Consider the following 23674-nt stretch of genomic DNA (forward strand, 5'->3'; position numbering starts at 1 on the left):
AAAACGTCATCAATACTACTTAATAAATACTCATTATTCTCAATAACAATTTTCATTTTGAATCAGTAAAAACAAGCTTACATATCAACTTTTTAGGGCTCTCATCAATACTTATATTAAAGAAATTTTTAAAATCTTTGAAAAAGATTCTTTGACTTGGAATTTTTTTATTTTGAATTAATAATGTTCTAATAGTATGATATGCTTGTATTTCCGATTCAGTTGTAATAATTCCTCCTGTATTTGAGTTCGCTTCATCAATTACTTTCTTTTCATACAATGATTTAAGTAGGGCAGAATTGATCAACTTTATCATTTTTCCCTGTGTATCTTCATTAAATTTCGTTTTAAAATTCATATTTCTATGAATAATTTTCAGCAAATCCTTCGATGGCGCTATTAACTCTTTCAACAAAGCCGCCTCAAAATCTTCTACAAAAACGCACTCTTGCGCAGTTTTAATAATCTCACTTACAACTATATATCTTTTATCAAATTTTATTAAAGTTTCTAAATCTCTATCTGAATAATTAATTAAACTAAAAACAAAAAACGGTTTGGCATCAATAACATTCTGCTGCAAAATATCCGAATAAAATCTATATTCTATTCCATTTGTTAATACGGCAATTCTTGAATTTTTAGTATTACTAAAGTATCCATTAAGCTGTCCCGCCTCTTTGTCACTAAGTTTACTATTATATTTTTTAGCCTCAATTAATATTGTTTCTTTTTTATTCAACAAAATTGCATAATCAATTTTTTGACTTACGCGTTCACCAAAATCAGCATTAAATTCTGGTATTAAATCACTAGAAATATAACTTAGAAAATTAAAGAAAGGTTCAATTAAGAATTTGCGAGTTTGAGCCTCATTAGTACACAACTCGATTGCATCATTAATTTTAAAATTCTCAAGCGCTTTTTTTAATTGATTAATAGATTGTTTTGGTATGTTTACTATCATTTTTTAGTGGTTTGTTAATTATATTATTCAGTGAAACTAAACTAACGAAAATAACCTAATTAACAAACTTTTCAAAATCATTAATTAAAACAAGTGAAAAAACAATATTACAGATTTCTTTAAAAAATATTAGCCAAAGGAAAGGATGAGATAATTAACGGTTTCTGGTATTTGTATATTGATCATACGGAATAAATAAAGTATTTTTAAAACAATAGCACATTGTATAAAAAAAATCAAAGCTCTTATTATTCTATTTCTCTTGTCTTATTTCTGCAATGCACAAGCAATTCAAGATTCAACGAATGGTGTCAAATTATACATGCTTGTTAAAGAAGAATTAATGTATACTCTTACATTGTCCTTTTTTCCTATCTTGGTTTTATCAATTGTTATGGTATTTGTTTTAAAATAGGAGCCTAAAGCATGAAAAAACAAATACTGCAAACATTTAAAACTCCTATCAATTTTTTTTTAGCTCGATTTTACAATTTTACTTAAAACTATCAATATGCGTAACTTAAAATTTTTACTTCTCGGATTTTTGCTAATGTTTTCTTTTAAAGGCATTTGCCAAGATAAAATTTCACAACAAGTACTCGAACGTTTAAAAGCACAGCAAACCTGCTGGAATAATGGTGATCTCGAAGCTTACCTTGACTTTTATGCTCCCGTAGATTCAGTTCGAATGATTTACAGCGGCGGCGTAGTATATGGAAAAAATAATATTGCAGATTTTTTCAAAAAATATTGGCCAAAAGAAAGAATGGGAAAATTAACTATGACTGATTTTGTTATTGAACCTCTTTCAAAAAAAGATGCTTTTGTGAGCGCAAAATTTAGTGTGGAAGCTCCGAATGGTAAAAACAGTTCTGGGCAATTTTCGGGAATAATGCGAAAAATAAACGGTGTTTGGTATTTGTATGTTGATCATTCGGGATAAATAAATCAACGTATAAGAAATAAATAACTTATTCCTAAAAATTAGAATTTGACTACATTTTAAGTTTCTTTTTGAAAATAAATTAAAGTACTTTCGTACATAACAAAACTCAAAATCATATTTAAATAATGACAACAAGATTGTTCTTTTTATCAAGTGCTTTTTTAATTTTATTATCTGCCTGTAATAAAAAAGAAAACACCGCAAATACACTTCCTAAAGTAACAGAACAGATGGCAACTGAAACGGATACTCTTCAAGCTGAAGAAACTTCAAGAAAGGAAAGCATCTATTTATTTACTGTTATGCCAAAAGACAGCAGCGATGTTGCTTTTGTTTCTCTTTCGGATATTTATCCCATTGACAACGAAAAAGACACTCTGACTTTGCCCAACCTTGAAAAAATGGCAGATGCCGATGCCCAATATTTCACCTTTGCCAAAAACTACAGAAAAAGATTTTTATCTAAAACCAATATTTCTGAAACCGATTCGCTGTTTGTTTACGATTATGCCAAAAATAAACTTGCATCTTTTTTAGTAAAAAATCTAAAAACTGCTGCGATGCTAAATGTATATTCTATTGGAGATGCCGGACCGTATCGTAATTATGATTTTATGATTGGTTTCGAAATCAACAAAAAACATTTAAACGGATTCAGCGATTATTACAGAAATGCTTTGGTATATGTAGGCAAAGAAAATCCGTTTTCGAAAGAACGCTTGAAGCCAATTTCGTGGAAAAAAATCGCAAAAAAAGATTATCCGTCTAAAGCACTGAAAAATAACGACCGTGCTTTGCTAAAGAGTACAATAGCGGGAAATACGTATTTTTACAAAACAGAAAGCTATCAGTATTTTTTACAAGACTATCTAGACAGCAATAAAACAATTTATGGCAGACGTTTATTAGTCGTTGATTCAAAAACCAAAGATGTTATAATCGAAAAACTTTACAGCCAAAGCGAAGGCACATCACCTGCTCCGCTAAATTATGAAAATGGAGAAGATTCTATTGAGCAATGGACTGGAAAACTTTTTAAAAACAAACCTGAAGTTGTTTTTGGTTTCGAGTATCTTTCCTTTAGTTGTCCAAGTATTTCTGTCATCGACAAATCAAATGAAGAGATTAATATTCAATGCGATAATCGTCATTAATAGATACTATATATAAAAGATACTACTTCAACAAAAACCCCATTCTTATCGAACCATAAAAATATCCTCTATTCGTATCATTAACATCGCCTTCTAACTCACGTCCTCGATAAATAAACGAATACGACATATTGAAATTATTATGGCGGTATTTCAACCCAAATTCCGCATTGAAACGAAGCGGCACCAAATCAAAAGTTATAGGACTTGTATCATTAAACATACTGCCTTCGATTGTGGCATCATAAAACTGATAATTAACGCTTGGCATAGCGTAAAAATAGAATTCTCTAATATTTGGTTGTGCTTGTGCACTCACCGAAGCATCATGCATATTTGAATCGTAAATTGGAAGCAGTTTTTTAAAACCAATCCTAGTCATAAAACCTGTTGAAACACCTGTAAAAATAGTTCCTAAATTGGCATCGGACTGCCAATGAAGATCTGCAAAATCATTATGTTTTGATGGAAATAGTTTCTTCGAATACATTACGTGAGCCTGTACTGCAAAAGCATTATGAAGCTGATTTTCCCAGCCATACACCTTTTTATATCCAATAATTTTATGAAATCCTTCCTGAGTTTCTCTGCCTAAAGCATTTGGCCCCATAAAACCCAGCTGAAAATTGGTCTTTAAAACAGATTCACTTTGGTAAAAAAAACTTCTTCCTGCTTCGGCAAAAAGATATGCCGTAAACGGACGGTCATTTACATTAACTGCCTCTTTGTTTATAAATCTCGGATTATAAATATATTGCCCGATTCTAAATTCAGTAATTTTCTTGTTGATTTTTTCATTGTCGTTTTTAGACAGAAATCGATAAAAAAATTCTAAACCATTGGTGTAATACATATCATTTTTTGATGATGTGTATAAATCATTATCAGATATGAAACCAATTTCTGTTTTTTTACCTTGACCAAAAGTCAAAGCTGTAGTTAAAATGAGAAATGCAAAAAATATGTTTTTACTTCCCATTATAATTAATTTTTCCAACGGCACGCATTTCGCGTACGATTCTTTCTTTTCTGCGGTTTATATAACTTGAAGAACCTGTAGCCTTAAATTTTCTTGGGTTTGGCAAAATTGCCGCAATTCCGGCTGCCTGCATGGGCGTTAAACTTGAAGCGTCACGACGATACCAATGTTCCGTTGCGGCATAAGCACCATAAACGCCATCTCCCATTTCGATACTATTTAAATACACTTCCATGATACGCTCTTTGCCCCAAATCAATTCGATTAAAACAGTAAAATAAGCTTCAAGTCCTTTACGGAAATAGCTTTTTCCCTGCCATAAAAAAACGTTTTTTGCAGTTTGCTGTGAGATTGTACTTCCGCCTCGAATTCGGCGTCCGCGCTCGTTACTTTTATATGCCTTTTGAAGTGCTTTAAAATCAAAACCATTGTGACTTAAAAAAGTTGCATCCTCGCTGGCGATAACCGCTTTTTGCAAGTTCATTGAAATCTTTTCAATTGGTTCCCAATCGTGATCAAAGTAAACTTCTTTTCCTGCCATTTTGTTTTCGATTGCTCGAATAACCATTAAAGGCGTAAAAGGTACAGGCACATATTTAAAAAACACAACCGATGCGATCGAAATTCCAAAAAACCAGAGACATAGTTTAATGAAAAACCATTTTACTTTTTCTCCAAAAGAACGATTTGCCTTCTTAGAAGCTGTTTTAGGTTTAGGTTTACTTGCGGTTGTTTTTTTTGGTTCTGCTTTTTTGATTGCCATTATATTAAATCTGCTAATTCTGTTCCTATTAAACTGCCTATCGCTACTCCCATTCCGCCTAAACGTACTCCACAAAACACGTTTTCAGACAGTTGAGCAACAACAGAACTTTTACTATTTCCGACTCCCATAATCCCACTCCAACGGTGTGCAATCTTGAAATCCTGATTCGGTAAAATTACATTTTTCAACAACTCCTCCAATTTATTTTGAATAATTTTCGTCTGCCCAAATTCCGTTGTCGTTTCACCTTCAAAATCGAGGTTTCGACCTCCTCCTAGCAAAATGCGATCGTCTATATTTCTGAAATAATAATAACCGCGATCTAAATGAAACGTTCCTTTTATATCCAGATTTTTTATGGGTTCGGTAATTAAAACCTGTGCTCTCGCAGGCTTTACTTCTCCTTTCGTCAAAGAACCTGCAAAACCATTTGTAGCAAAAAGCACTTTACTCGATCTAAAACTAAAATCGTTTAGAACCAGCTCTACATAATTTCCTGCATCAAAATACGAGGTTACTGTTTGCTGATTTAAAATTAAAATGCCAGCAGAAACAGCTTGTTTTAACAATTCCTGCATCATATTTCCAGTATCTATCTGCGCTTCAAATGGATTAAAAACCAAATAATCCTGAGTATTTTTAAATCCAAATCGATCCGTTTCTTTGGAAAAAACATCTGCTTTAAAAAGAGGTTTCAAAATTTCATTAATAAAAGGCATTTTCGAAATACATTCATTAAAACCAGTTTCATCTTCCTTCAAAAACAATTCATATCCGCCGTGAGGTTTAAAATCAATTACGGAATCTCCCAATCTTTTTCGGAGTAATTGCAGTCCTTTCCAACGTTTTTCGATTAAACCCACAACATCATCTTCTGAATTTGTTTTTAAGTCATCCATAATTTCCGAAAGACTTCCAAAACAAGCAAAACCTGCATTTTTTGTACTCGCGCCTTGTGGCAGCATTCCTCTTTCTATAACTAGAATTTTTGAAGCAGGAAATCTTTCGCGTAAGCGCAAAGCAGTATGCAGACCAACAATTCCGCTGCCTACAATTGTGTAATCAATATTTGTAAACCAGTTCTTTAATTCCCAATAACTTAGTTCCATCTTCAGAGTTTTTATAAAAATAATGTTTTTTTATTCGCCACGACTCGAGCGATAGCGAACAGACGAAGTAATTCACGAATTATTTTTTTTGTTAGTCTTTGAGAATAAAAAATTTGTGAATTCGCGGCGAACAAAATTTTAAAGATTCTATTTTTGGATCTCTATCCAAATGTCAGGCTGAGCGAAGTCGAAGCCTCTTTTGGGAACGAAAGCCCTTTGACTTCGCTCAGGGTGACAATGGATGATAAACTTTAACAAATTTTGGAATTTTAAATTCGTATTTTTAGCCCCACAAAAAATAGAATTTTTATTATGAAAAAAGTATTATTTACAACCTTAATAATGATGAGTTTAAACGCTATCGGACAAAATGTAATGTCGCCAGAATTGTTATGGAAATTAGGAAGAGTGAGTGCACTTGGACTTTCAAAAGATGAAAAAAATGTTGTTTTTAAGGTTTCTACTCCATCTGTAGAAGAAAACAAATCGCATTCTAAATTTTATACTATCCCTGTAGGCGGTGGTAATGCAACTGAAGTTACGGATACAAAAGCGATTTTAGCCGACAAAAACATTTCGCCTGACGGAAAATTTTTAGTGTACAATGAAGAAGTAAAAATTGACAAGGTTTTAGGTAAAGATTTTTATCCAAAACTTGATAAATCTGACGCACAAATTTATGATGGTTTAGATTATCGCCATTGGGATACTTGGAACATAGGTAAATTTAACCACGTTTTTTATAAGGAAAACAAAGACGGTGCTAAGGGAATTGACATTTTGAAAGGAGAAACTTTTGACTCTCCGCAAAAACCTTTTGGCGGTGATGAAGATTATATCTGGTCTCCTGATGGAAAAAGCATTTTGTATGTGTGCAAGAAAAAAGCAGGAACTGATTATGCGGTTTCTACGAATACCGATATTTATGAGTACAATTTAGAGACTCAAAAAACAACTAATAGAACTGAAGGCAACTTAGGTTACGACACTGCTCCTCAATTTTCTCCAACAGGAAATTTAACTTGGCTACAAATGAAACGTGATGGTTATGAGGCTGATAAAAACGACATTATTGTTGAATTTAAAGGAATCAAAACGAACTTAACGGCAAACTGGGATGGAACTGTAGATAATTTTATCTGGAGTAAAGACGGAAAAAATGTATTTTTTGTTGCGCCTGTTGATGGTACAAAACAACTTTTCAGCGTTAATTTCCCTGGATTAACAAGAATTGCAATTACTGTTCGCCAAATAACAAAAGGTGATTTTGATGTAAATGATTTAGTAGGATTTGCTGGTGATGATATTATTGTAACTAGAAATGACATGAATCATGCACCGGAGATTTTTTCTTTTAACTTGAAGAAAAACACTTGGAAACAACTTTCAAATGTAAATACTGATACTTACAAAACGTTGACTCTAAGCAAAACTGAAAAACGTTATGTGACTACAACTGACGGTAAAAAAATGTTGGTTTGGGTAATTTTGCCTCCAAATTTTGATGCTTCAAAAAAATATCCAACTTTGTTATTCTGTCAAGGCGGACCTCAAAGTGCATTGACACAATCGTATTCTTTCCGTTGGAATTTCTCATTAATGGCAGCAAAAGGTTATGTTGTTGTGGCGCCAAATCGTCGCGGAATGCCTGGTCATGGTGTTGAATGGAACGAGCAAATTAGTAAAGATTGGGGCGGACAGGTTATGGACGACTATCTTTCTGCAATCGATGATGTTGCCAAAGAGAGCTATGTTGACAAAAGCCGTTTAGGATGTGTTGGTGCGAGCTACGGTGGATATTCAGTATTTTATTTAGCAGGAATTCACAAAAACCGTTTTAAAACTTTCATTGCTCATGATGGTGTTTTCAATACGGTAAGTATGTTGGGAACTACTGAAGAAGTTTTCTTTAACAACTGGGATTTTGGCGGTGCTTATTGGGAAAAAGACAATGCTGTTGCACAAAAAGCATATACGACTTTTAACCCTGCAACTATGGTTGAAAAATGGAATAAACCAATCTTGATTTTCCAAGGCGGAAAAGATTTCCGTGTGCCAATCGGACAAGGACAAGAGGCTTTTCAAGCGGCACAATTGCGAGGAATTAAAAGTCGATTTGTTTATTTCCCTGAAGAAAATCACTGGGTTTTACAACCTCAAAACGCTCAAGTTTGGCAAGGTGAATTCTTTAAATGGTTAAACGAAACTCTTTAATCTCAAAATAAAAACAAAAAATCAGCCTCAGATATTTATATAATCTGAGGCTGATTTCTTTTTAAGACTGTTTAATTATATAAACATTTGGACTGTTTTTGCTTTTTTGAGATCGAAATTTTGAATAAATTGCAGATAATTCCAATATCTCAAACACTTCCTCAATCTACACCTAAATATTTATGGAGAGTAAAAAAAGTTATACAGCACTCAAAGTCTTATTCAGTTATGTTGCATTACTGGCTTTGGTCGTTACTGTTGGATGGTTTTTATACTCTGAAAATGTAGTCTACAATAAATTGGAGGATAAAATTGCCTTTGAAAAAACTAAAATTTTAAGAGTCAGCAAACTATTTTCAAATGTTTATAAAACAGAAAGTTTAGCACGAAAAACAATTCAAACCAATTCTGAAAGTGATTTTAAAAATTATCTTATCGAAACGGATTCTTTAAGAGCACGAATTGATACTTTAAAACAAATTGTTACTACCGAATATCAAAAAGTTCTACTAGACAGTGTTACTTATTTATTGTCTGAAAAAACAGAAAACATCCGCAAGTTAAAAACCATAAAAAACAAAGCTGATGATGAAGTTTCTGTAAATACTGCAATTGATGAAATCACTAAAATGGAGTTTAAGCTTAGAAAACTGGAGCTTCAGGATTTTAGCAAAAACCCAAATCAATTAGGGAGTTATCAGCGAAATGTACTTCAAAAGTATGTGGATTATCTCAACCAAAATATTCCAGATGACAGCACTAATACTTTAAGCAAGCAAGCTTCTGATTCTATCTTGGCCAATTCGAAAAAATTACTGAGTAATGTAAAATTAAAGGCTGAAAAGAAAAAGGAATCGTTGAATTTTGAGGAAAACAAGTTACTAAAAAACGAAATTGCCATTTCTGAACAACTTAGAAAGGTTCTTCGAATTATCGAAAGAGAGATCATTATTAATTCGATAAAAAATAATTCATTAAAAGAAAAATCATTACGCAAAGTCAATGAAATTGTAACTGCTTCTGCCATTATAGGATTAATATTGACTATTTTCTTTTCGATTTTAATTGTAAGCGATTACTCGAAATCGCAATTGTATAAGAAACAGCTTGAAATTGCGAATTTTAAAACTAAAAATTTATTAAAAAGCCGAGAGCAGTTAATTTCGACAGTAAGTCATGATTTAAAAACGCCGCTGAGCACCATTGTGGGTTATTCTGAACTTTTGGGAAATTCTGATGTCAATACAAAACAATCTTACTTTATTAAGAACATCAAAACTTCTTCGGAATATATTACACAGCTTGTTCAGGACTTATTGGATTTCTCTAAAATTGAAGCTGGAAAAATTACTATCGAAAAGGTTCCTTTTTCTTTAACTGAAATTATTGAAGATACTGCCAAAAGCATTCAATCTGTTTACGAGCAAAAAAACATTGATTTAATTATAAATGTTGACGAAAAATTAAAAACAAGAATTGTTGGCGATCCGTTTCGATTAAAACAGATTTTAACCAATATTATTGGTAATGCCTTTAAATTTACTGAAGAAGGTTTTATTAAGATCAGCGCATATTGTACTGATGATGAAAAATCTTTCGCAATTACAATTGAAGACACTGGTATTGGAATCGAAAAAGGCAATCAAAAATTAGTTTTTGAAGAGTTTGCACAGGCTAATGAAAACATTGAAAAGAAATACGGCGGCACAGGATTAGGTTTATCAATCTGCCAAAAAATAATTGCAATTCTTGGCGGAAGTTTAAAACTCGAAAGTACGTTTGGAAAAGGAAGCACATTTAAAATCAAACTTCCTCTACAGTTTGACAGCAGTAATAATACTGTTGAACACAACGAAAAACCAAAACTTGGTTTTACTCAAAAACTGACTTTTATTGTAATTGATGACGACACTAATCTTTTGAATTTAACCAGCGGCGTGCTTCGACAAGAAAAGCACGAAGTTTTATCCTTTAACAGCGCCGTAAAAGCATTGGAGACTATTCAAAATACGCCTTTTGATTTTGTTATTACCGACATTCAGATGCCGGAAATGGATGGTTTTATGTTTTTGAAAAAGCTCCAGACTTCTGAAAAAGGATTGTACAAAAACCAACCTGTTATCGCTTTGACCGGAAGAACAGATTTAGAAGCGTCTGTTTACACCGAAGCTGGATTTACAACGGTAATCAAAAAACCATATTCGCCAAAAGTACTTATAGAAACAATTCAATCTATCTTGGCAGATGACAGACTTCCAAATGCAGTAATAAATGAGCAAGAATCTGGAGAGACTTCTTCTCAATTGTATTCTTTAAAAACGCTAAAAGAGTTTTTGGGTCATGATAATGATGCTTTAAAAGACATTTTAAAAGCTTTCATGGCTAGCAGTAACGAGAATTTTACGGCTCTTGAAAATGCTATTGCGGAAGAAAACATTGCAGATATTCGAGCAATCTCTCATCGAATTGCGCCTATGTTCAAACAGATCGAAGCACGAGAAATTGGAGTTATTCTAAAAATACTGGAACAAAATGATCTTGAAATTGAACAAGTAAAAGACATTTATCAGGATCTAAAAATCAAAAGGGATTTGCTGTTTAACGCCTTACAACAAGAAATAGTCTAATCTATATTGTATTGCTTTAATTTATTATAAAGTGTTTTTCTGGTAATTTTAAGCAGTTTTGCGGCTTCTGATTTATTGTTTTGAGTTCTATTCAGCGCCTGAATAATGGCTTCTTTTTCGTTATCTGATAATGAAAAAGAACCTCCCGTATTTTGCTGTTTTTGAGTCTGAAAGAATTCAGCCGGCAATACATCGCTTTTTATAAAATCTCCTTGAGATAAAAGTGTAGCTCGTTTAACGCAATTTTGCAATTCGCGTAAATTACCCGGCCAGTTGTAATTTTGAAATATAGTAACAACTTCTGGAGAAAATCCTATAATATCTTTGTTTAACTGCTGATTGGCTTTTTCAAGAAAATAATCAGCAAAAACCATTAAATCTTCATCACGATCTTTTAAAGAGGGAGACTGAATAGAGAATTCATTGATTCTATGGTATAAATCTTCTCTAAAATCGCCGTTTTTTACTGCTTCACGCAAATCTTCATTTGTAGCAGTAATGATTCGGATATCAACGTTTATTTCTTTGTTGCTTCCAACGGGTTTTATTTTTCGCTCTTGAAGCGCACGTAATAATTGAATTTGATTTTCATAAGAAAGATTTCCTATTTCATCCAAGAAAAGTGTACCTCCGTTTGCGGCTTCAAAATACCCCATTTTATCACTAATCGCTCCCGTAAAAGATCCTTTTAAATGTCCAAAAAATTCACTCGCTGCTAACTCTTTGGGAATAGCTCCGCAATCTACTGCAATAAAATTATTATTCTTTCGATGGCTTTGCTGATGAATACTTTTAGCAATAATTTCCTTTCCGGTACCGCTTTCGCCGATAATTAAAACAGACATATCTGTAGGACTTACTAATTGAATGTGATCCAATAGTTTTTTTGAAGCAACTGAAATTCCTTTTACAAATTCGTTTTCAGTTGATACTGACTTTTTTACTCGCTTTTTTTCTTTAACTGGTGCTTCATCTTCAAATTCAGATTCAGGAACCTGCAGCGCATTTGTAATGACAAGGAGAACCTCATCCGGATTAAATGGTTTTGAGATATAATCGGCAGCGCCATTTTTTATCGCTTTTACAGCTGTATTTACATCAGAATATCCAGTCATTAATACAACTGGAATTTGAGGATGGGAATTTTTAAATTCAGACATAAGCCCTATGCCGTCAGAATCAGGCAGGCGAAGATCTGTCAAAATTAAATCAAACGATTCAGTTTTAATTGCTGATCTTGCTTCTGCAGCAGAGAATGCTATACTTACTTCGTATTGTTTTTTTACTAGAAATTTCTCCAGCAGTTTACAAAACGAAATATCATCTTCTATCAATAAAATCTTTGGCATTTGTTTTTAGGGACTTTTTTGCTAAAATAAGACTATTAAAATTGTATTTTCACAAAGTTATGCAAAAAAAAAGAGATTGCACGCTGCAATCTCTTTTCACCAAAAACATAAATCTAATTTCACCTAATTATATTTTCAACCAGTTGCCATTGACATCTGAAAAAACAGTAGCCTTCTGGTCACCAACCGATATTTCTAGTTTGTATTCTTTTTTATCATTAACAAAAGCTTTCTCCAGTTTTGCATTTGGATAAGCGGTTTGCAGAGCGGTTTTTACAGCTGCCGGAACAGCATCTGAAGTAATCTCGGTATATTCTGTTTGTACCGAAATTGACATTTGTACTTTATTTGAAGTTGTCTCTGCTAAAGCAGGAAGTGACAAACTCGCTAAAATAATAGTTACTGCTAGGGCTGACTTTTTCATAGTGCTCTGTTTTTAATTATTTCTTAATGATATTTCCTGAAGCATCAGTGAAAAAAGTATATTTCTTACCTTCTTTTGAGATTTCAAGCTTGTACTCATTTTTATCGTTTTTGTACGCTTTTTCAAGTTTAGTACCTGGAAAAGATTTCTCGATTGTTGACTTCACTGCTGCTGGAACAGCATCTGCTGTAACTTCAGTGTATCCATCTTGAATGTTTACTGTTGCAATAACAGAAACTGACTGAGTCGAAATTGCCGCCTGAGATGTCAAACCTCCTAAAATAAGTGCTGCAGATAAGATTAACTTTTTCATAATGCTTAGTTTTTATGGTTACTTTTTAATAATTTTTCCTGTCGCATCTGTGTACACAGTTGATTTTTCACCTCTAACAGTGATTTCAATTTTGTACTCTTTTTTGTCGTTTACAAATGCTTTCTCCAATTTTACACCTGGATAAGCTTCGTCTAAAGATGTTTTGATTGCTGCCGGAACAGCATCAATTTCTTTATACTCATCTTGATAATTTACTGATTGTACAGCTGATTTTGCTGCAACAGTATTTTCTGCCTGAATTGACAAACTTCCTAAAAGGATAGCTGCCGATAAGATTAACTTTTTCATAATTATATTTTTTTAAAGTTGACTTGACTTATTTTTTGATCCAAGATCCATCAGCGTTAGCATAAAGAGAACCTACTTTGTCTCCCACAGTAACATCTAATTTATACTCTGATTTTGCGTTTTTAAAAGCTTTCGAAAGTATTGCATCTGGATATGCTTTTTTAAGAGCGTCTGTTACTGCAGATGGAACTTCTTCAAGTTTAATTTCAGTGTATTCGTCTTGAATTGAAATTGTTTTTACGATTGTATTTGAAATTGGCGAAGTTGAAGCAAATGATGTTAAACCTCCCAAAACGATTGTGGCTGATAAAAATAAATTTTTCATGGTAGTGATATTTTAATATTGTTAATTTAATCTTAGTATTACTAATTCGAATTTTCAAGAGAATACTCTTTAGGGATTATTTTTTAATCCAAGTTCCGTCAGCGTTAGCGAAAAGATTCCCTACTTTTTCTCCAACTGTAACGTCTAATTTGTATTCAGATTTCTCGTTTTTGTATGCTTTTGTAATTACTGCATCTGGATATGCTTTTTTCAAAGCTTCTGTAATAGGAGCTGGAAGCTCTTCTAGTTTAATCTCTGTGTATTCGTCTTCAATTGAGATAACTTTTACAGTAGTGTTTGTAACTGGACTAGTTGAAGCAAATGAAGTTAAACTTCCTAAAACAATTGCGGCTGATAAAAATAAATTTTTCATAATGTATATATTTAGTAATTAATAGTTGTTTACACTTTAGATAAAGAAACTATCGTGCCGTAAACCAAATACCAAACCCCAAAGCAGCAAAACCACTTAATATCAACAGGTTAACACTGAATACACAAAAATACAAAAAATACGAATAGTGTGTAAATCAATTATATAGTGTGTAAAAAGTAAACACTTTTTGTGTTTACTTAGCCCTATAACACAACAAAACCCGACAAGTAAACTTGTCGGGTTTATGATATAGATTAAAAAAAAGCTGTCGAAATCGACAGCTTTACTTATTTATTCTTGAATTGGATTCATTTTGAAAGTATCCATAAAAGCAGTTGTGTAATCTCCTGCAATATATTTAGGATCATCCATCAATTGTCTGTGGAAAGGTATTGTAGTTTTTACACCTTCAATAACAAATTCATCCAAAGCTCTTCTCATTTTACTGATCGCTTCTTCACGAGATTGTGCAGTTGTAATTAACTTGGCAATCATTGAATCGTAATTTGGCGGAATGCTGTAGCCTGAATAAACGTGAGTATCTAAACGAACTCCGTGTCCTCCTGGCATATGAAGCGTAGTAATTTTTCCTGGTGAAGGGCGAAAATCATTATAAGGATCTTCGGCATTAATACGACATTCGATAGCATGTAATTGTGGTAAATAGTTTTTTCCTGAAATTGGAATTCCAGCAGCAACCATAATTTGCTCACGAATCAAATCGTAATCAATTACTTGTTCTGTAATTGGATGCTCTACCTGAATACGTGTATTCATTTCCATGAAATAGAAATTTCTGTGTTTGTCAACCAAAAATTCTACAGTTCCAGCTCCTTCATATTTAATGAATTCAGCAGCTTTTACAGCAGCTTCTCCCATTGCAGCACGTAATTCGTCTGTCATGAAAGGCGAAGGCGTTTCTTCAGTCAATTTTTGGTGACGACGCTGTACAGAACAATCTCTTTCAGAAAGGTGACATGCTTTTCCGTAAGAATCTCCAACAACTTGAATTTCGATATGACGTGGTTCTTCAATAAGTTTTTCCATGTACATTCCGTCATTTCCAAAAGCTGCCGCAGCTTCTTGACGTGCACTTTCCCAAGCTTTTAAAAGCTCTTCTTCTTTCCAGATAGCACGCATTCCTTTTCCACCACCACCAGCGGTAGCTTTCATCATAACTGGATAACCAATTTCTTTAGCTATTTTTAGTGCATGTTCGTAAGATTCTAATAATCCGTCTGAACCTGGCACACATGGTACTCCTGCCGCTTTCATTGTAGCTTTTGCAGAAGCTTTATCTCCCATTCTGTCGATCATTTCAGGAGCCGCACCAATAAATTTGATTCCGTGCTCTTGACAAATTTTTGAGAATTTAGCATTCTCAGAAAGAAAACCGTATCCTGGGTGTATTGCATCTGCATTTGTAATTTCTGCAGCAGCAATAATATTTGACATTTTTAAATACGATAAGTTACTTGGAGGAGGTCCAATACAAACCGCTTCATCAGCAAATTTAACGTGCAAGCTTTCTGCATCTGCTGTAGAGTAAACTGCAACAGTTTTGATTCCCATTTCCTTGCAAGTACGAATTACACGAAGTGCAATTTCTCCTCTATTCGCAATTAATATTTTTTTAAACATCTTATTTTAATTAGATAATTAGACAATTTGATAATTAGATAATTTTAGATGTCTGTATTAATTCTGTCAGATCAATCTAAAATCTAAAATCTAAAATCTAAATTTATTTATGATGGATCTACTAAGAATAAAGGTTGATCAAATTCAACTGGAGACATATCGTCAACAAGAATCTTAACAATTTTTCCTGAAACTTCTGATTCGATTTCGTTGAATAATTTCATTGCTTCAATTACACAAAGAACATCTCCTTTTGCGATAGTGCTTCCTACTTCAGTAAAAACTGGTTTGTCTGGAGATGGTTTTCTATAAAATGTTCCAATAATTGGAGATTTTATCGTTATGAATTTAGAATTTTCAGCTGGAGCTTGTGGCTCAGCCGCTACATTTACAACTACTGGCGCTGTTACTTGCGGTGCAGCTGCTTGTGGTAATGCTGCCTGAGCTGGCAATTGCTGTACATAAGTAGTTTCTGTTACATTTCCTTCTAAAGTTGTTCTGATCGTGATTTTTACATCATCCATTTCTAACTTCACTTCTGCAACTCCCGAATTTGCTACAAATTTGATTAGGTTTTGAATTTCTTTTAAATCCATAATGACTCGTTTTTAGTTTTGATTTATTTTTTATCGTAAGCCCATTTTAGGTAAATAGATCCCCAAGTGAATCCACCGCCAAATGCAGCTAAAATAATATTGTCTCCTTTTTTGAGTTGTTTCTCAAAATCATAAAGTACCAAAGGTAATGTTCCTGAAGTTGTATTACCATATTTTTCAATATTAACTAATACTTTAGACTCTTCTAGTTCAAGTCTTCCTGCAGTTGCATCAATGATGCGTTTGTTTGCTTGATGCGGTACTAACCAATCAACATCTTGATTTGTTAGATTGTTTCTTTTCAAGATCAGCTCGCTTGCGTCTGCCATATTGGTTACAGCATATTTAAATACTGTTTTACCATCTTGCATAATATTGTGTTGTCTGTTTTTTACAGTATCTTCTGAAGCTGGAATTAAAGATCCTCCAGCTGGTATTTTAAGAAAATCGCGACCTACTCCATCGCTTCTTAAATACTCATCTTGCAAACCTAAGCCTTCATAATTTGGCTCAAATAAAACAGCACCGCCTCCATCACCAAAAATAATGCAAGTTGCTCTGTCTGTATAATCTACAATTGATGACATTTTATCTGCACCAATTAATAGTACTTTTTTATATCTGCCAGATTGTACATAAGCCGCAGCGGTTGACATTCCGTATAAGAAACTTGAACAAGCTGCTTGCAAATCATAAGCAAATGCATTAGTTGCTCCAATTTCTGTTGCAACATAAACTCCTGTAGAAGCCACCATCATATCTGGTGTTGCTGTTGCCATAATAACCATATCAATTTCTAAAGGATCGATATTAGCTTTTTCGATCAAATCTTGTGCTGCTTTTATAGCAAGGTACGATGTTCCTTTGTCAGCATCTTTAAGAATCCTTCTTTCTTTAATTCCGGTACGAGTGGTAATCCATTCGTCATTGGTTTCTACCATTGTTTCCAACACTTTGTTAGAAAGTACAAAGTCTGGAACGTATCCTCCAACAGCGGTAATTGCGGCTGTGATTGTATTCATTATATTCTATTATTTCCTTTCAAATATTGTTATTTGAAAAATTTTTAAAAGACTTGAAAATTACAAAAAAAATCAAAACGAATTTGCCTGTATTTTCTTAAAAAACGAAAATTATAACCAACAAAAAAAACTCTCACTATGTGAGAGTTCTAGTATAATTTACAAAAACGTATTAAGCAACCGCTTCAGATTTATCGATAACAACTTGCCCTCTGTAGTACATTTTACCTTCATGCCAGTAAGCTCTGTGGTATAAATGTGCTTCTCCAGTAATAGGACATGTAGCGATTTGAGCTACAGTAGCTTTATAATGTGTTCTTCTCTTATCTCTTCTTGTTTTCGAGGTCTTTCTCTTAGGATGTGCCATTTTACTATATTATTTATCCGTTAATAGTTTCTTTAATTTTTCCCAACGCGGGTCAATATCTTCTTCTTGTTTACTCTCTTCCTTTTGTTCTTTTACACTTAATTCATTCAACTTTGTTAAAGCTTCGGTCTGTAAAGTCCCGTCTTTAACCCCTGGATGAATTCGTTTTTGAGGCACTGAAAGCGCTATCATTTCATAAATGTACTGTGCTACATTCAATTCATGCTCTCCATGCGGTAAAATCAACAACTCTTCATTATCATCATTGAATTCATCTCCAAAGCGAACAATCAATTTCATTTTCCCTTTTAAAGGAAGATCAAAATCTTCACTTGTTAGATCACAAGGCACATTTACGGTTCCTTTATGTTTGAATTCTAACTCTAACATGTTGCTTTTCTTTTCGAAAACCAAACTCACTTTAATTTCAGAACTTTGAAACTCTTCATAGTCAAAGTCTTTAAAGAACGTGTTATTTATTTGATACTCAAAATGGTGTTTTCCCAGCTTTAACCCTATAAAAGGAATTAAAAATTCTTTTGTTTTGCTCATTTCAACATCAATTTGTACAATTCGAATATAAAACTACATATCTGAATTGGGGTGCAAAGATATAAAATTATTATAAATCTAATAATCTTATTCACCTTTTTTTGTTTATAACTGTTTTTCTTTTATTTTAAGAGGTTTTTGGCTAATCTCCTCATACTGATTACGCGAGCGAAAAATATCAAGTGCAAGATAAACTGCCTCTTTAAACGAGTTGAAATCTGCCATGTCTTTTCCAGCAATATCATAACCAGTTCCATGATCCGGCGATGTTCTAATTTTATTTAAACCTGCAGTATAGTTAACTCCTTTACCAAAAGACAATGTTTTGAAAGGAATCAATCCTTGATCGTGATAAGTAGCTACAACGGCATCATATTTCTCATATTGACCGCTTCCAAAAAATCCATCGGCAGAAAATGGTCCGAAAACCATAGTTCCAGAATCAAATATTTTTTTCAAAACCGGTTTCAAAACTAAATCATCTTCTTTTCCTATTACCCCGCCGTCGCCGCAATGTGGATTTAATCCTAAAACTGCAATTTTTGGTTTTACTATACTAAAGTCTTGAATTAAAGATTTTCTGATTGTTTCAATCTTTCTTGTAATTAATTCTTCTGTTAAATGCGAAGAAACTTCACTTATAGGCACATGATCTGTCAACAAACCTACTCTCAAATTATCCTGAACCATCATCATTAAAGCATTACCTTCTAACTCTTGATCTAGATAATCTGTATGACCTGGGAATTTAAATTCTTCAGATTGAATATTGTATTTATTTATAGGAGCCGTAACGAGCACATCAACCAAACCTTCTTTTAAAGCTTTTGTTGCTGCTACAAATGATTTTATGGCATACTCTCCTATTTTTTCATCATTAGTTCCTAAGTTAATATCAACTCCTTCTCTCCAAAGATTAAACACGTTCACTTTTCCTGGAACAATCTGATCTAATTTATCTATTCCATGAAACTGAACAGTCGAAGTAAAACTTTTTTTAACAAAGGATAGAATTTTAGCATTTGCAAAAATAACCGGTGTACACAATTCAAGCATTCGAGAATCCTCAAATGTTTTTAGTATAACTTCGCTTCCAATACCGTTTAAATCTCCAACTGAAATTCCAACAATTATATTTTCTGCTTTTTTATTCATGAGCTCAGCTTATTTATTACTAATTTTGATGTGCAAATTTAGTAAAATAAAACCACAATGTTCACAGGAATTATAGAAACCCTAGGAAGGATTCACGAAATACAAAAAGACAAAAACAACTTACATGTAACTGTCGACTCCTCTATTACAAACGAATTAAAGATTGACCAAAGTGTTTCGCACAACGGAATCTGCCTTACGGTAGTTGCCATAAAAGATTCATTTTATACGGTTACTGCAATTGAAGAAACTATTTTGAAGACCAATATTGGCGACTGGAAGGTTAATGATATTGTAAATCTAGAAAGAGGCATGAAACTTGGCGACCGTCTTGACGGACATATTGTACAAGGTCATGTTGACCAAACTGGTATATGCACAAAAATTGAAGAGGCTAACGGAAGTTGGAATTACACTTTCGATTACGATGCAAGTCTTAGCAATATTACAATCGAAAAAGGCTCTATAACGGTAAACGGAGTTAGTCTGACGGTTGTAAATTCTAGAACCAACGAATTCAGTGTTTCTATTATTCCTTATACTTTTGAAAACACTAATTTCAAAAACTTCAAGGTTGGCACTAAAATAAACTTAGAGTTTGATGTTGTTGGAAAATACATTTCAAGACTTTATTCAATAAACAAATAGTTTTAGAAAAAAATCAAAACGAAAAAGCTTCAAATTAATTTGAAGCTTTTTTTGTTTTATTTCGATATATAATTGTTATTCCCAGAATTAATCCGCTTGCAATTAAAAAAGAAAGATTCTCATTAATTGGCACTTTTGTTGGCGGCGGCGGCTTAGTATCTCCAGCACGCGGAGGCGGCGGCATCTCCTCGGCCAAAATATATAATGGGTTAGATACTATCAAAAAAAAGGCGAGCCAAACAGTTCTTACAATTCTCATAAATTCAAATTTCATTACAAAAAAGCAACTTTGATAAGCCAAAACAGTCCCACCTATCCAACAAATTAAGCTGTAGTATAATTCTTATATCAAATATATACCTATTTTATAAAAAATACAAAATTTTCCAACTCTTTTCCTTTTTTAGAACTTTTAAAACTCTTTTTAGCATCATGAAATTTAAAAACTTCCCACAGAATAAAGTTTCAAAAAATGCATCTTTTTTAAATAAGTCAGAAAGAACTGTAAAGTACGAGATCGAAAAATAAAATACGATTTCTTTTTAAGCCCTGACCATCATCAACTATACTCTAATTAATATATTTGCAGGAAATAATACAGAACAAAAAGCGCAAAACATCATTCCTTTAGCCAAACAAATAATGGAGAATAAATTTACAGTTGGAAGTTTGTACGCAGGTGTAGGCGGCATATGTCTAGGTTTTAAAAAAGCTGGTTTTAATCTAAAATGGGCCAATGAATTTGACAAACACGCATGCAAAACTTACAAGTCAAATTTCGAACACGATTTAATTGAAGGCGATGTAATGAACTTAAATTTAAGTTCTCTTGAAAAAATAGACATTTTAACGGCTGGATTTCCCTGCCAACCTTTCTCGCTTGCAGGACACAGAAAAGGTTTTGAGGACAGAAGGGGAAATCATTTTTTTAAAATCCTTGATTTTATTGACGAAATGAGACCTAAAGTTGTTTTCCTTGAAAACGTTAAAAACTTAAGAGGACACGACAAAGGCAATACTCTTAAGGTTATTGAAAGTGAAATTAAAAAACGAAACTACACGTTTGACAGCGCTATTTTAAACACTAAAGATTTCGGAAACACGCCTCATAACAGGGAAAGACTTTTTATGGTTGCTTTTGACAAAAACTTTGTCAATAACAAAAAGTTTAGATTTGAATTTCCTAAAAAAGAAAATCTGACTACCACAGTAAAAGATTTAATCCTTACCGAAAAAGTACCAGATAAGTTTTATTATGGCGAGGATAAATACATGTACAATACACTAAAAGAATCTATTGTCGATAAAGGCAAAATTTATCAATTCAGGAGACATTATGTTAGAGAAAATAAGGCTGGTTTATGCCCAACTTTGACTGCAAACATGGGAACTGGCGGACATAACGTTCCAATTATTATAACAGATCATGGATTTCGAAAACTAACGCCTCGTGAATGTTTTAGATTTCAAGGCTTTCCAGACAGCTTCAAACTTCCTTCTATTTCAAATTCTAACTTATACAAACAAGCAGGAAATTCGGTAAGCATGCCTGTTATTGAAAGATTAGCCAATGAGATTTCTAAAGTTATCGAAAAAGTCGAAAAGAAGAAAAACGCCTAAACTCTATTTCTCTTGGATTTTGATCTTTGAAAATTCTATTTCACTTTGAATTTTCAGTAAACAAGTATCTAGTTCTTTCTGAATTTCTTTACTCCAAAAACGTATTACTTTCCATTCTCTTGAAATTAAATAAGCATTAACCTCAGCATCGCGTTTCCTATTTCGTTCTATTTTAGGAATCCAATACTCACGATTCGACTTAATACGTTCTTGATTTAAGTCCCAATCTTTACCGTGAAAAAATTCGCTGTCTATAAAAATGGCTATTTTATACTTTGCAAAAGTCAAATCAGGCTTACCAAACACCTTTTTATTATTCTTTCGATATCTATAACCAAGCTGCCACAAAGCCTTTGCAATCCTAACTTCGTCTTTGGTTGCGGTGCTCGTTATAGCCTGCATATTTTTTCTCCGTTGTTCAGGCGTTAAATTATCCATTGTCTTATCCTGATTAAATTTGTCTTTGCAGTATAAATTTAATTCATTTTTCGACAAACAATGAAATTTCAATGACTTATCTAAAAAACAAATCAATACATATTGTTGCGAAGGAGTATTAAAAACAAGAATTTACCGTAAAGAGCACAAAGAAAAACACAAAGGTTCACAAAGTTTTTCAATTAAACTTTACGAACCTTTGCGTTCACCGATATAGAGCTTATTCATCTTCTTATCAAACATAACCCGTGGTTTCAACTATGGGAAACGTGTTTTTAAATATATTGTGTTCCCGTGGTTGAAACCACGGGCTATATTTTAATACAATTAATGGCAAACTTTTATCAATCACCAGTTTTAGATTTGATCGTTAAAAAACAAAAAAGCCTTTACATTGCTGTAAAGGCTTTCTATTTCTAAATAAGTGGTCCCACCTGGGCTCGAGTCTTTAAGTCTCATAATAGCAATATCAGTACTTTACAAAGTTTATAAATTTATGTGTGCCTATTTGTTTACCTTTTTATTAGTAAAACACGTTTCTTGCTTCAATTTACCCGTGGCACTAGCACTTAAAGATTAGTACAACTAAATAATCAGCAATCTTATAATTATTAATAATATATACTAGCTCAAAATAAGTTCAGTTCCATATTTAATTCTGTAAAGAATTTTATTTAAAAATACTCTGAAATTAATTTAGTTATTCAGTGTAATACATTTTTGGAGACTTTAACTTACTTGTTACCATCTTGTACCCATAGCCTTACCCTAATGATTGCCCAAAAAATAAAAAATCCAAAAAAGAATAAAAACAAAAACATCTCAGATGCGACATAATAAGATTCTTTATATATAATTCCATAACCATTAATGCTTTTTAATATATAGAATAGCACAAAACTAATTACTGGTATTACATAACTGAATACAATATACTTTCTCATTATACTCTTAGGCAACTCTTTGATTCTCGTAGCAAAATTCATATTATCCGTTTCGTTATTTAGTAATAGTTCTTATAAACTTAATTGAAGATAGAAGCGATATTATTCCAATTGTCAAATATGTCCATCTTAAATATTTCTTTTTCATTATCAAATTGTATTCTTTTTCCATTTCATCTGGAGTCATAGCATTAGGATTCCAATTATATTCTACTGCAACCTCTCTATATTCTTCTGGAATAGAAGCTGAATTACCCCCACCAAATGTAAGCCCTGTTATATCCTTAACTCCTTCTGATGCTTTTGAAGGTTTGTTATAATCAGCATTTAGTAATTTCTTTATTAAATCTTTTTTTTGAGTTTTTTTCTCTAGAGGAGCAATTGTATCTGCTTTTGAGGCATTTATAAACAATCCGCCCAATATCATAAAAACTGTAATTGTCTTTCTCATACATATATAATTTAATTCTAAACTTTTTATAACGTGTAACAATAATGCATAGGTACAAAAAATATCCAAAAATGTAACATATCTGTTCCTTTAAAATTCATTACAAAGATCAAATTTTGAATAATGGATAAGGAACTACAACTTCAGAAATTTGGTAAGAAGATTAAAGAAATCAGAGAATCCAAAGGGTTAACTCAAGCCCAATTAGCGCATAAAATCGATAAAGATCGAGAATCTATTGCTAGATTAGAAAGAGGAGCAGTAAATCCTACTTATTTATATCTACTAGAAATATGTGGTGGTCTTGAAATCACGATAGAAGAATTAATGAAATTAACCACGACCGATAATTAACATTTGGCTATTTATATATGTATTAAAT

General features: G+C 32.7%; 26 protein-coding genes. 7 read left to right on the forward strand and 19 right to left on the reverse strand.

Annotated features, from left to right (window positions below):
- Positions 1–52 precede the first annotated feature (52 nt).
- On the reverse strand, positions 53–967 hold the full coding sequence (locus BOW55_RS16485) for a type I restriction enzyme HsdR N-terminal domain-containing protein (RefSeq protein ID WP_129025043.1): 915 nt from the start codon (positions 965–967) through the stop codon (positions 53–55).
- 511 nt (positions 968–1478) lie between these two features.
- On the opposite strand from BOW55_RS16485, the gene BOW55_RS16490 reads away from it, so the two are divergent.
- A complete protein-coding gene (locus BOW55_RS16490) occupies positions 1479–1910 on the forward strand; it encodes a DUF4440 domain-containing protein (protein ID WP_129025045.1) in 432 nt (143 codons plus the stop codon).
- Between the two features lie 128 nt (positions 1911–2038).
- Positions 2039–3067: an oxidoreductase gene (locus BOW55_RS16495; RefSeq protein ID WP_129025047.1), complete on the forward strand. Its 1029-nt coding sequence runs from the start codon at positions 2039–2041 to the stop codon at positions 3065–3067.
- Between the two features lie 22 nt (positions 3068–3089).
- Here BOW55_RS16495 and BOW55_RS16500 read toward each other — a convergent pair whose 3' ends face one another.
- The 3 genes from BOW55_RS16500 to BOW55_RS16510 are packed head-to-tail and all read right to left on the reverse strand — an operon-like array spanning position 3090 to position 5921.
- A complete protein-coding gene (locus BOW55_RS16500) occupies positions 3090–4046 on the reverse strand; it encodes a lipid A deacylase LpxR family protein (protein WP_129025049.1) in 957 nt (318 codons plus the stop codon).
- Entirely contained in the window at positions 4036–4809 is a 774-nt protein-coding gene (gene mtgA, locus BOW55_RS16505; protein ID WP_129025050.1) for a monofunctional biosynthetic peptidoglycan transglycosylase, read from the reverse strand. Before mtgA ends, BOW55_RS16500 begins: the two co-directional genes overlap by 11 nt.
- On the reverse strand, positions 4809–5921 hold the full coding sequence (locus BOW55_RS16510; RefSeq protein ID WP_129025052.1) for an FAD-binding oxidoreductase: 1113 nt from the start codon (positions 5919–5921) through the stop codon (positions 4809–4811). The genes mtgA and BOW55_RS16510 overlap by 1 nt, the downstream gene beginning before the upstream one ends.
- Positions 5922–6233: 312 nt before the next feature.
- Between BOW55_RS16510 and BOW55_RS16515 the strand changes: the two genes are divergently transcribed.
- Together BOW55_RS16515 and BOW55_RS16520 are read left to right on the forward strand one after the other, a co-directional pair.
- A complete protein-coding gene (locus BOW55_RS16515) occupies positions 6234–8135 on the forward strand; it encodes a S9 family peptidase (protein ID WP_129025054.1) in 1902 nt (633 codons plus the stop codon).
- A gap of 182 nt (positions 8136–8317) precedes the next feature.
- On the forward strand, positions 8318–10762 hold the full coding sequence (locus BOW55_RS16520; protein ID WP_129025056.1) for a hybrid sensor histidine kinase/response regulator: 2445 nt from the start codon (positions 8318–8320) through the stop codon (positions 10760–10762).
- On the opposite strand, the gene BOW55_RS16525 is transcribed toward BOW55_RS16520, so the two are convergent.
- The 12 genes from BOW55_RS16525 to pdxA form a co-directional block, all read right to left on the reverse strand.
- Positions 10759–12111: a sigma-54 dependent transcriptional regulator gene (locus BOW55_RS16525; RefSeq protein WP_129025058.1), complete on the reverse strand. Its 1353-nt coding sequence runs from the start codon at positions 12109–12111 to the stop codon at positions 10759–10761. The genes BOW55_RS16520 and BOW55_RS16525 overlap by 4 nt on opposite strands.
- Before the next feature lie 127 nt (positions 12112–12238).
- A complete protein-coding gene (locus BOW55_RS16530) occupies positions 12239–12535 on the reverse strand; it encodes a hypothetical protein (protein WP_089054356.1) in 297 nt (98 codons plus the stop codon).
- 16 nt (positions 12536–12551) lie between these two features.
- Positions 12552–12848, reverse strand: coding sequence for a PepSY-like domain-containing protein (locus BOW55_RS16535; protein WP_129025060.1), 297 nt, complete (start codon positions 12846–12848; stop codon positions 12552–12554).
- Positions 12849–12866: 18 nt separating this feature from the next.
- Positions 12867–13157, reverse strand: coding sequence for a hypothetical protein (locus BOW55_RS16540; RefSeq protein WP_129025062.1), 291 nt, complete (start codon positions 13155–13157; stop codon positions 12867–12869).
- A gap of 28 nt (positions 13158–13185) precedes the next feature.
- A complete protein-coding gene (locus BOW55_RS16545) occupies positions 13186–13482 on the reverse strand; it encodes a hypothetical protein (RefSeq protein ID WP_129025064.1) in 297 nt (98 codons plus the stop codon).
- A 76-nt stretch (positions 13483–13558) separates the two neighbouring features.
- A complete protein-coding gene (locus BOW55_RS16550; RefSeq protein ID WP_129025066.1) occupies positions 13559–13855 on the reverse strand; it encodes a hypothetical protein in 297 nt (98 codons plus the stop codon).
- A gap of 294 nt (positions 13856–14149) precedes the next feature.
- Positions 14150–15499 carry an acetyl-CoA carboxylase biotin carboxylase subunit gene (accC, locus tag BOW55_RS16555; protein ID WP_129025068.1) on the reverse strand — a complete coding sequence of 450 codons (1350 nt, stop codon included), beginning with the start codon at positions 15497–15499 and terminating at the stop codon, positions 14150–14152.
- A 107-nt stretch (positions 15500–15606) separates the two neighbouring features.
- The gene (accB, locus tag BOW55_RS16560) at positions 15607–16095 is read right to left on the reverse strand and encodes an acetyl-CoA carboxylase biotin carboxyl carrier protein (RefSeq protein ID WP_089054362.1); all 489 of its coding nucleotides are present in this window, start codon (positions 16093–16095) and stop codon (positions 15607–15609) included.
- Between the two features lie 23 nt (positions 16096–16118).
- Positions 16119–17117 carry a beta-ketoacyl-ACP synthase III gene (locus BOW55_RS16565; protein WP_129025070.1) on the reverse strand — a complete coding sequence of 333 codons (999 nt, stop codon included), beginning with the start codon at positions 17115–17117 and terminating at the stop codon, positions 16119–16121.
- A 172-nt stretch (positions 17118–17289) separates the two neighbouring features.
- Positions 17290–17484 carry a 50S ribosomal protein L32 gene (gene rpmF, locus BOW55_RS16570; protein ID WP_008465217.1) on the reverse strand — a complete coding sequence of 65 codons (195 nt, stop codon included), beginning with the start codon at positions 17482–17484 and terminating at the stop codon, positions 17290–17292.
- Positions 17485–17493: 9 nt separating this feature from the next.
- The gene (locus BOW55_RS16575; RefSeq protein ID WP_129025072.1) at positions 17494–18036 is read right to left on the reverse strand and encodes a DUF177 domain-containing protein; all 543 of its coding nucleotides are present in this window, start codon (positions 18034–18036) and stop codon (positions 17494–17496) included.
- 105 nt (positions 18037–18141) lie between these two features.
- A complete protein-coding gene (gene pdxA / locus BOW55_RS16580; RefSeq protein WP_089054365.1) occupies positions 18142–19191 on the reverse strand; it encodes a 4-hydroxythreonine-4-phosphate dehydrogenase PdxA in 1050 nt (349 codons plus the stop codon).
- A gap of 57 nt (positions 19192–19248) precedes the next feature.
- On the opposite strand from pdxA, the gene BOW55_RS16585 reads away from it, so the two are divergent.
- Positions 19249–19839, forward strand: a complete 591-nt coding sequence (locus tag BOW55_RS16585; RefSeq protein WP_129025074.1) for a riboflavin synthase — start codon at positions 19249–19251, stop codon at positions 19837–19839.
- Between the two features lie 34 nt (positions 19840–19873).
- Here BOW55_RS16585 and BOW55_RS16590 read toward each other — a convergent pair whose 3' ends face one another.
- Positions 19874–20098 (reverse strand): hypothetical protein, encoded by a 225-nt coding sequence (locus tag BOW55_RS16590; protein ID WP_129025076.1) that lies wholly within the window; start codon positions 20096–20098, stop codon positions 19874–19876.
- Between the two features lie 383 nt (positions 20099–20481).
- Between BOW55_RS16590 and dcm the strand changes: the two genes are divergently transcribed.
- Entirely contained in the window at positions 20482–21459 is a 978-nt protein-coding gene (dcm, locus tag BOW55_RS16595; RefSeq protein WP_129025078.1) for a DNA (cytosine-5-)-methyltransferase, read from the forward strand.
- A gap of 3 nt (positions 21460–21462) precedes the next feature.
- Here dcm and BOW55_RS16600 read toward each other — a convergent pair whose 3' ends face one another.
- A complete protein-coding gene (locus BOW55_RS16600) occupies positions 21463–21897 on the reverse strand; it encodes a very short patch repair endonuclease (RefSeq protein ID WP_129025094.1) in 435 nt (144 codons plus the stop codon).
- Positions 21898–22896: 999 nt separating this feature from the next.
- Positions 22897–23292 (reverse strand): hypothetical protein, encoded by a 396-nt coding sequence (locus BOW55_RS16605; RefSeq protein WP_129025080.1) that lies wholly within the window; start codon positions 23290–23292, stop codon positions 22897–22899.
- A 123-nt stretch (positions 23293–23415) separates the two neighbouring features.
- On the opposite strand from BOW55_RS16605, the gene BOW55_RS16610 reads away from it, so the two are divergent.
- Positions 23416–23646, forward strand: coding sequence for a helix-turn-helix domain-containing protein (locus BOW55_RS16610; RefSeq protein ID WP_129025083.1), 231 nt, complete (start codon positions 23416–23418; stop codon positions 23644–23646).
- Positions 23647–23674 lie beyond the last annotated feature (28 nt).

The organism is Flavobacterium sp. YO12 (assembly GCF_004119495.1).
Lineage (GTDB): Bacteria > Bacteroidota > Bacteroidia > Flavobacteriales > Flavobacteriaceae > Flavobacterium.

Coding starts and splice junctions, on each gene's coding strand:
- BOW55_RS16520 (WP_129025056.1), top strand. CDS start 8,318: ATGGAGAGTAAAAAAAGTTATACAGCACTCAAAGTCTTATTCAGTTAT.
- dcm (WP_129025078.1), top strand. CDS start 20,482: ATGGAGAATAAATTTACAGTTGGAAGTTTGTACGCAGGTGTAGGCGGC.
- BOW55_RS16550 (WP_129025066.1), bottom strand. CDS start 13,855: ATGAAAAATTTATTTTTATCAGCCGCAATTGTTTTAGGAAGTTTAACT.
- pdxA (WP_089054365.1), bottom strand. CDS start 19,191: ATGAATAAAAAAGCAGAAAATATAATTGTTGGAATTTCAGTTGGAGAT.
- BOW55_RS16605 (WP_129025080.1), bottom strand. CDS start 23,292: ATGAGAAAGACAATTACAGTTTTTATGATATTGGGCGGATTGTTTATA.
- BOW55_RS16510 (WP_129025052.1), bottom strand. CDS start 5,921: ATGGAACTAAGTTATTGGGAATTAAAGAACTGGTTTACAAATATTGAT.
- BOW55_RS16600 (WP_129025094.1), bottom strand. CDS start 21,897: ATGGATAATTTAACGCCTGAACAACGGAGAAAAAATATGCAGGCTATA.
- accC (WP_129025068.1), bottom strand. CDS start 15,499: ATGTTTAAAAAAATATTAATTGCGAATAGAGGAGAAATTGCACTTCGT.
- BOW55_RS16515 (WP_129025054.1), top strand. CDS start 6,234: ATGAAAAAAGTATTATTTACAACCTTAATAATGATGAGTTTAAACGCT.
- BOW55_RS16610 (WP_129025083.1), top strand. CDS start 23,416: ATGGATAAGGAACTACAACTTCAGAAATTTGGTAAGAAGATTAAAGAA.
- BOW55_RS16485 (WP_129025043.1), bottom strand. CDS start 967: ATGATAGTAAACATACCAAAACAATCTATTAATCAATTAAAAAAAGCG.
- BOW55_RS16575 (WP_129025072.1), bottom strand. CDS start 18,036: ATGAGCAAAACAAAAGAATTTTTAATTCCTTTTATAGGGTTAAAGCTG.
- BOW55_RS16590 (WP_129025076.1), bottom strand. CDS start 20,098: ATGAGAATTGTAAGAACTGTTTGGCTCGCCTTTTTTTTGATAGTATCT.
- BOW55_RS16500 (WP_129025049.1), bottom strand. CDS start 4,046: ATGGGAAGTAAAAACATATTTTTTGCATTTCTCATTTTAACTACAGCT.
- accB (WP_089054362.1), bottom strand. CDS start 16,095: ATGGATTTAAAAGAAATTCAAAACCTAATCAAATTTGTAGCAAATTCG.
- BOW55_RS16535 (WP_129025060.1), bottom strand. CDS start 12,848: ATGAAAAAGTTAATCTTATCTGCAGCACTTATTTTAGGAGGTTTGACA.
- BOW55_RS16540 (WP_129025062.1), bottom strand. CDS start 13,157: ATGAAAAAGTTAATCTTATCGGCAGCTATCCTTTTAGGAAGTTTGTCA.
- BOW55_RS16525 (WP_129025058.1), bottom strand. CDS start 12,111: ATGCCAAAGATTTTATTGATAGAAGATGATATTTCGTTTTGTAAACTG.
- mtgA (WP_129025050.1), bottom strand. CDS start 4,809: ATGGCAATCAAAAAAGCAGAACCAAAAAAAACAACCGCAAGTAAACCT.
- rpmF (WP_008465217.1), bottom strand. CDS start 17,484: ATGGCACATCCTAAGAGAAAGACCTCGAAAACAAGAAGAGATAAGAGA.
- BOW55_RS16565 (WP_129025070.1), bottom strand. CDS start 17,117: ATGAATACAATCACAGCCGCAATTACCGCTGTTGGAGGATACGTTCCA.
- BOW55_RS16585 (WP_129025074.1), top strand. CDS start 19,249: ATGTTCACAGGAATTATAGAAACCCTAGGAAGGATTCACGAAATACAA.
- BOW55_RS16530 (WP_089054356.1), bottom strand. CDS start 12,535: ATGAAAAAGTCAGCCCTAGCAGTAACTATTATTTTAGCGAGTTTGTCA.
- BOW55_RS16545 (WP_129025064.1), bottom strand. CDS start 13,482: ATGAAAAATTTATTTTTATCAGCCACAATCGTTTTGGGAGGTTTAACA.
- BOW55_RS16495 (WP_129025047.1), top strand. CDS start 2,039: ATGACAACAAGATTGTTCTTTTTATCAAGTGCTTTTTTAATTTTATTA.
- BOW55_RS16490 (WP_129025045.1), top strand. CDS start 1,479: ATGCGTAACTTAAAATTTTTACTTCTCGGATTTTTGCTAATGTTTTCT.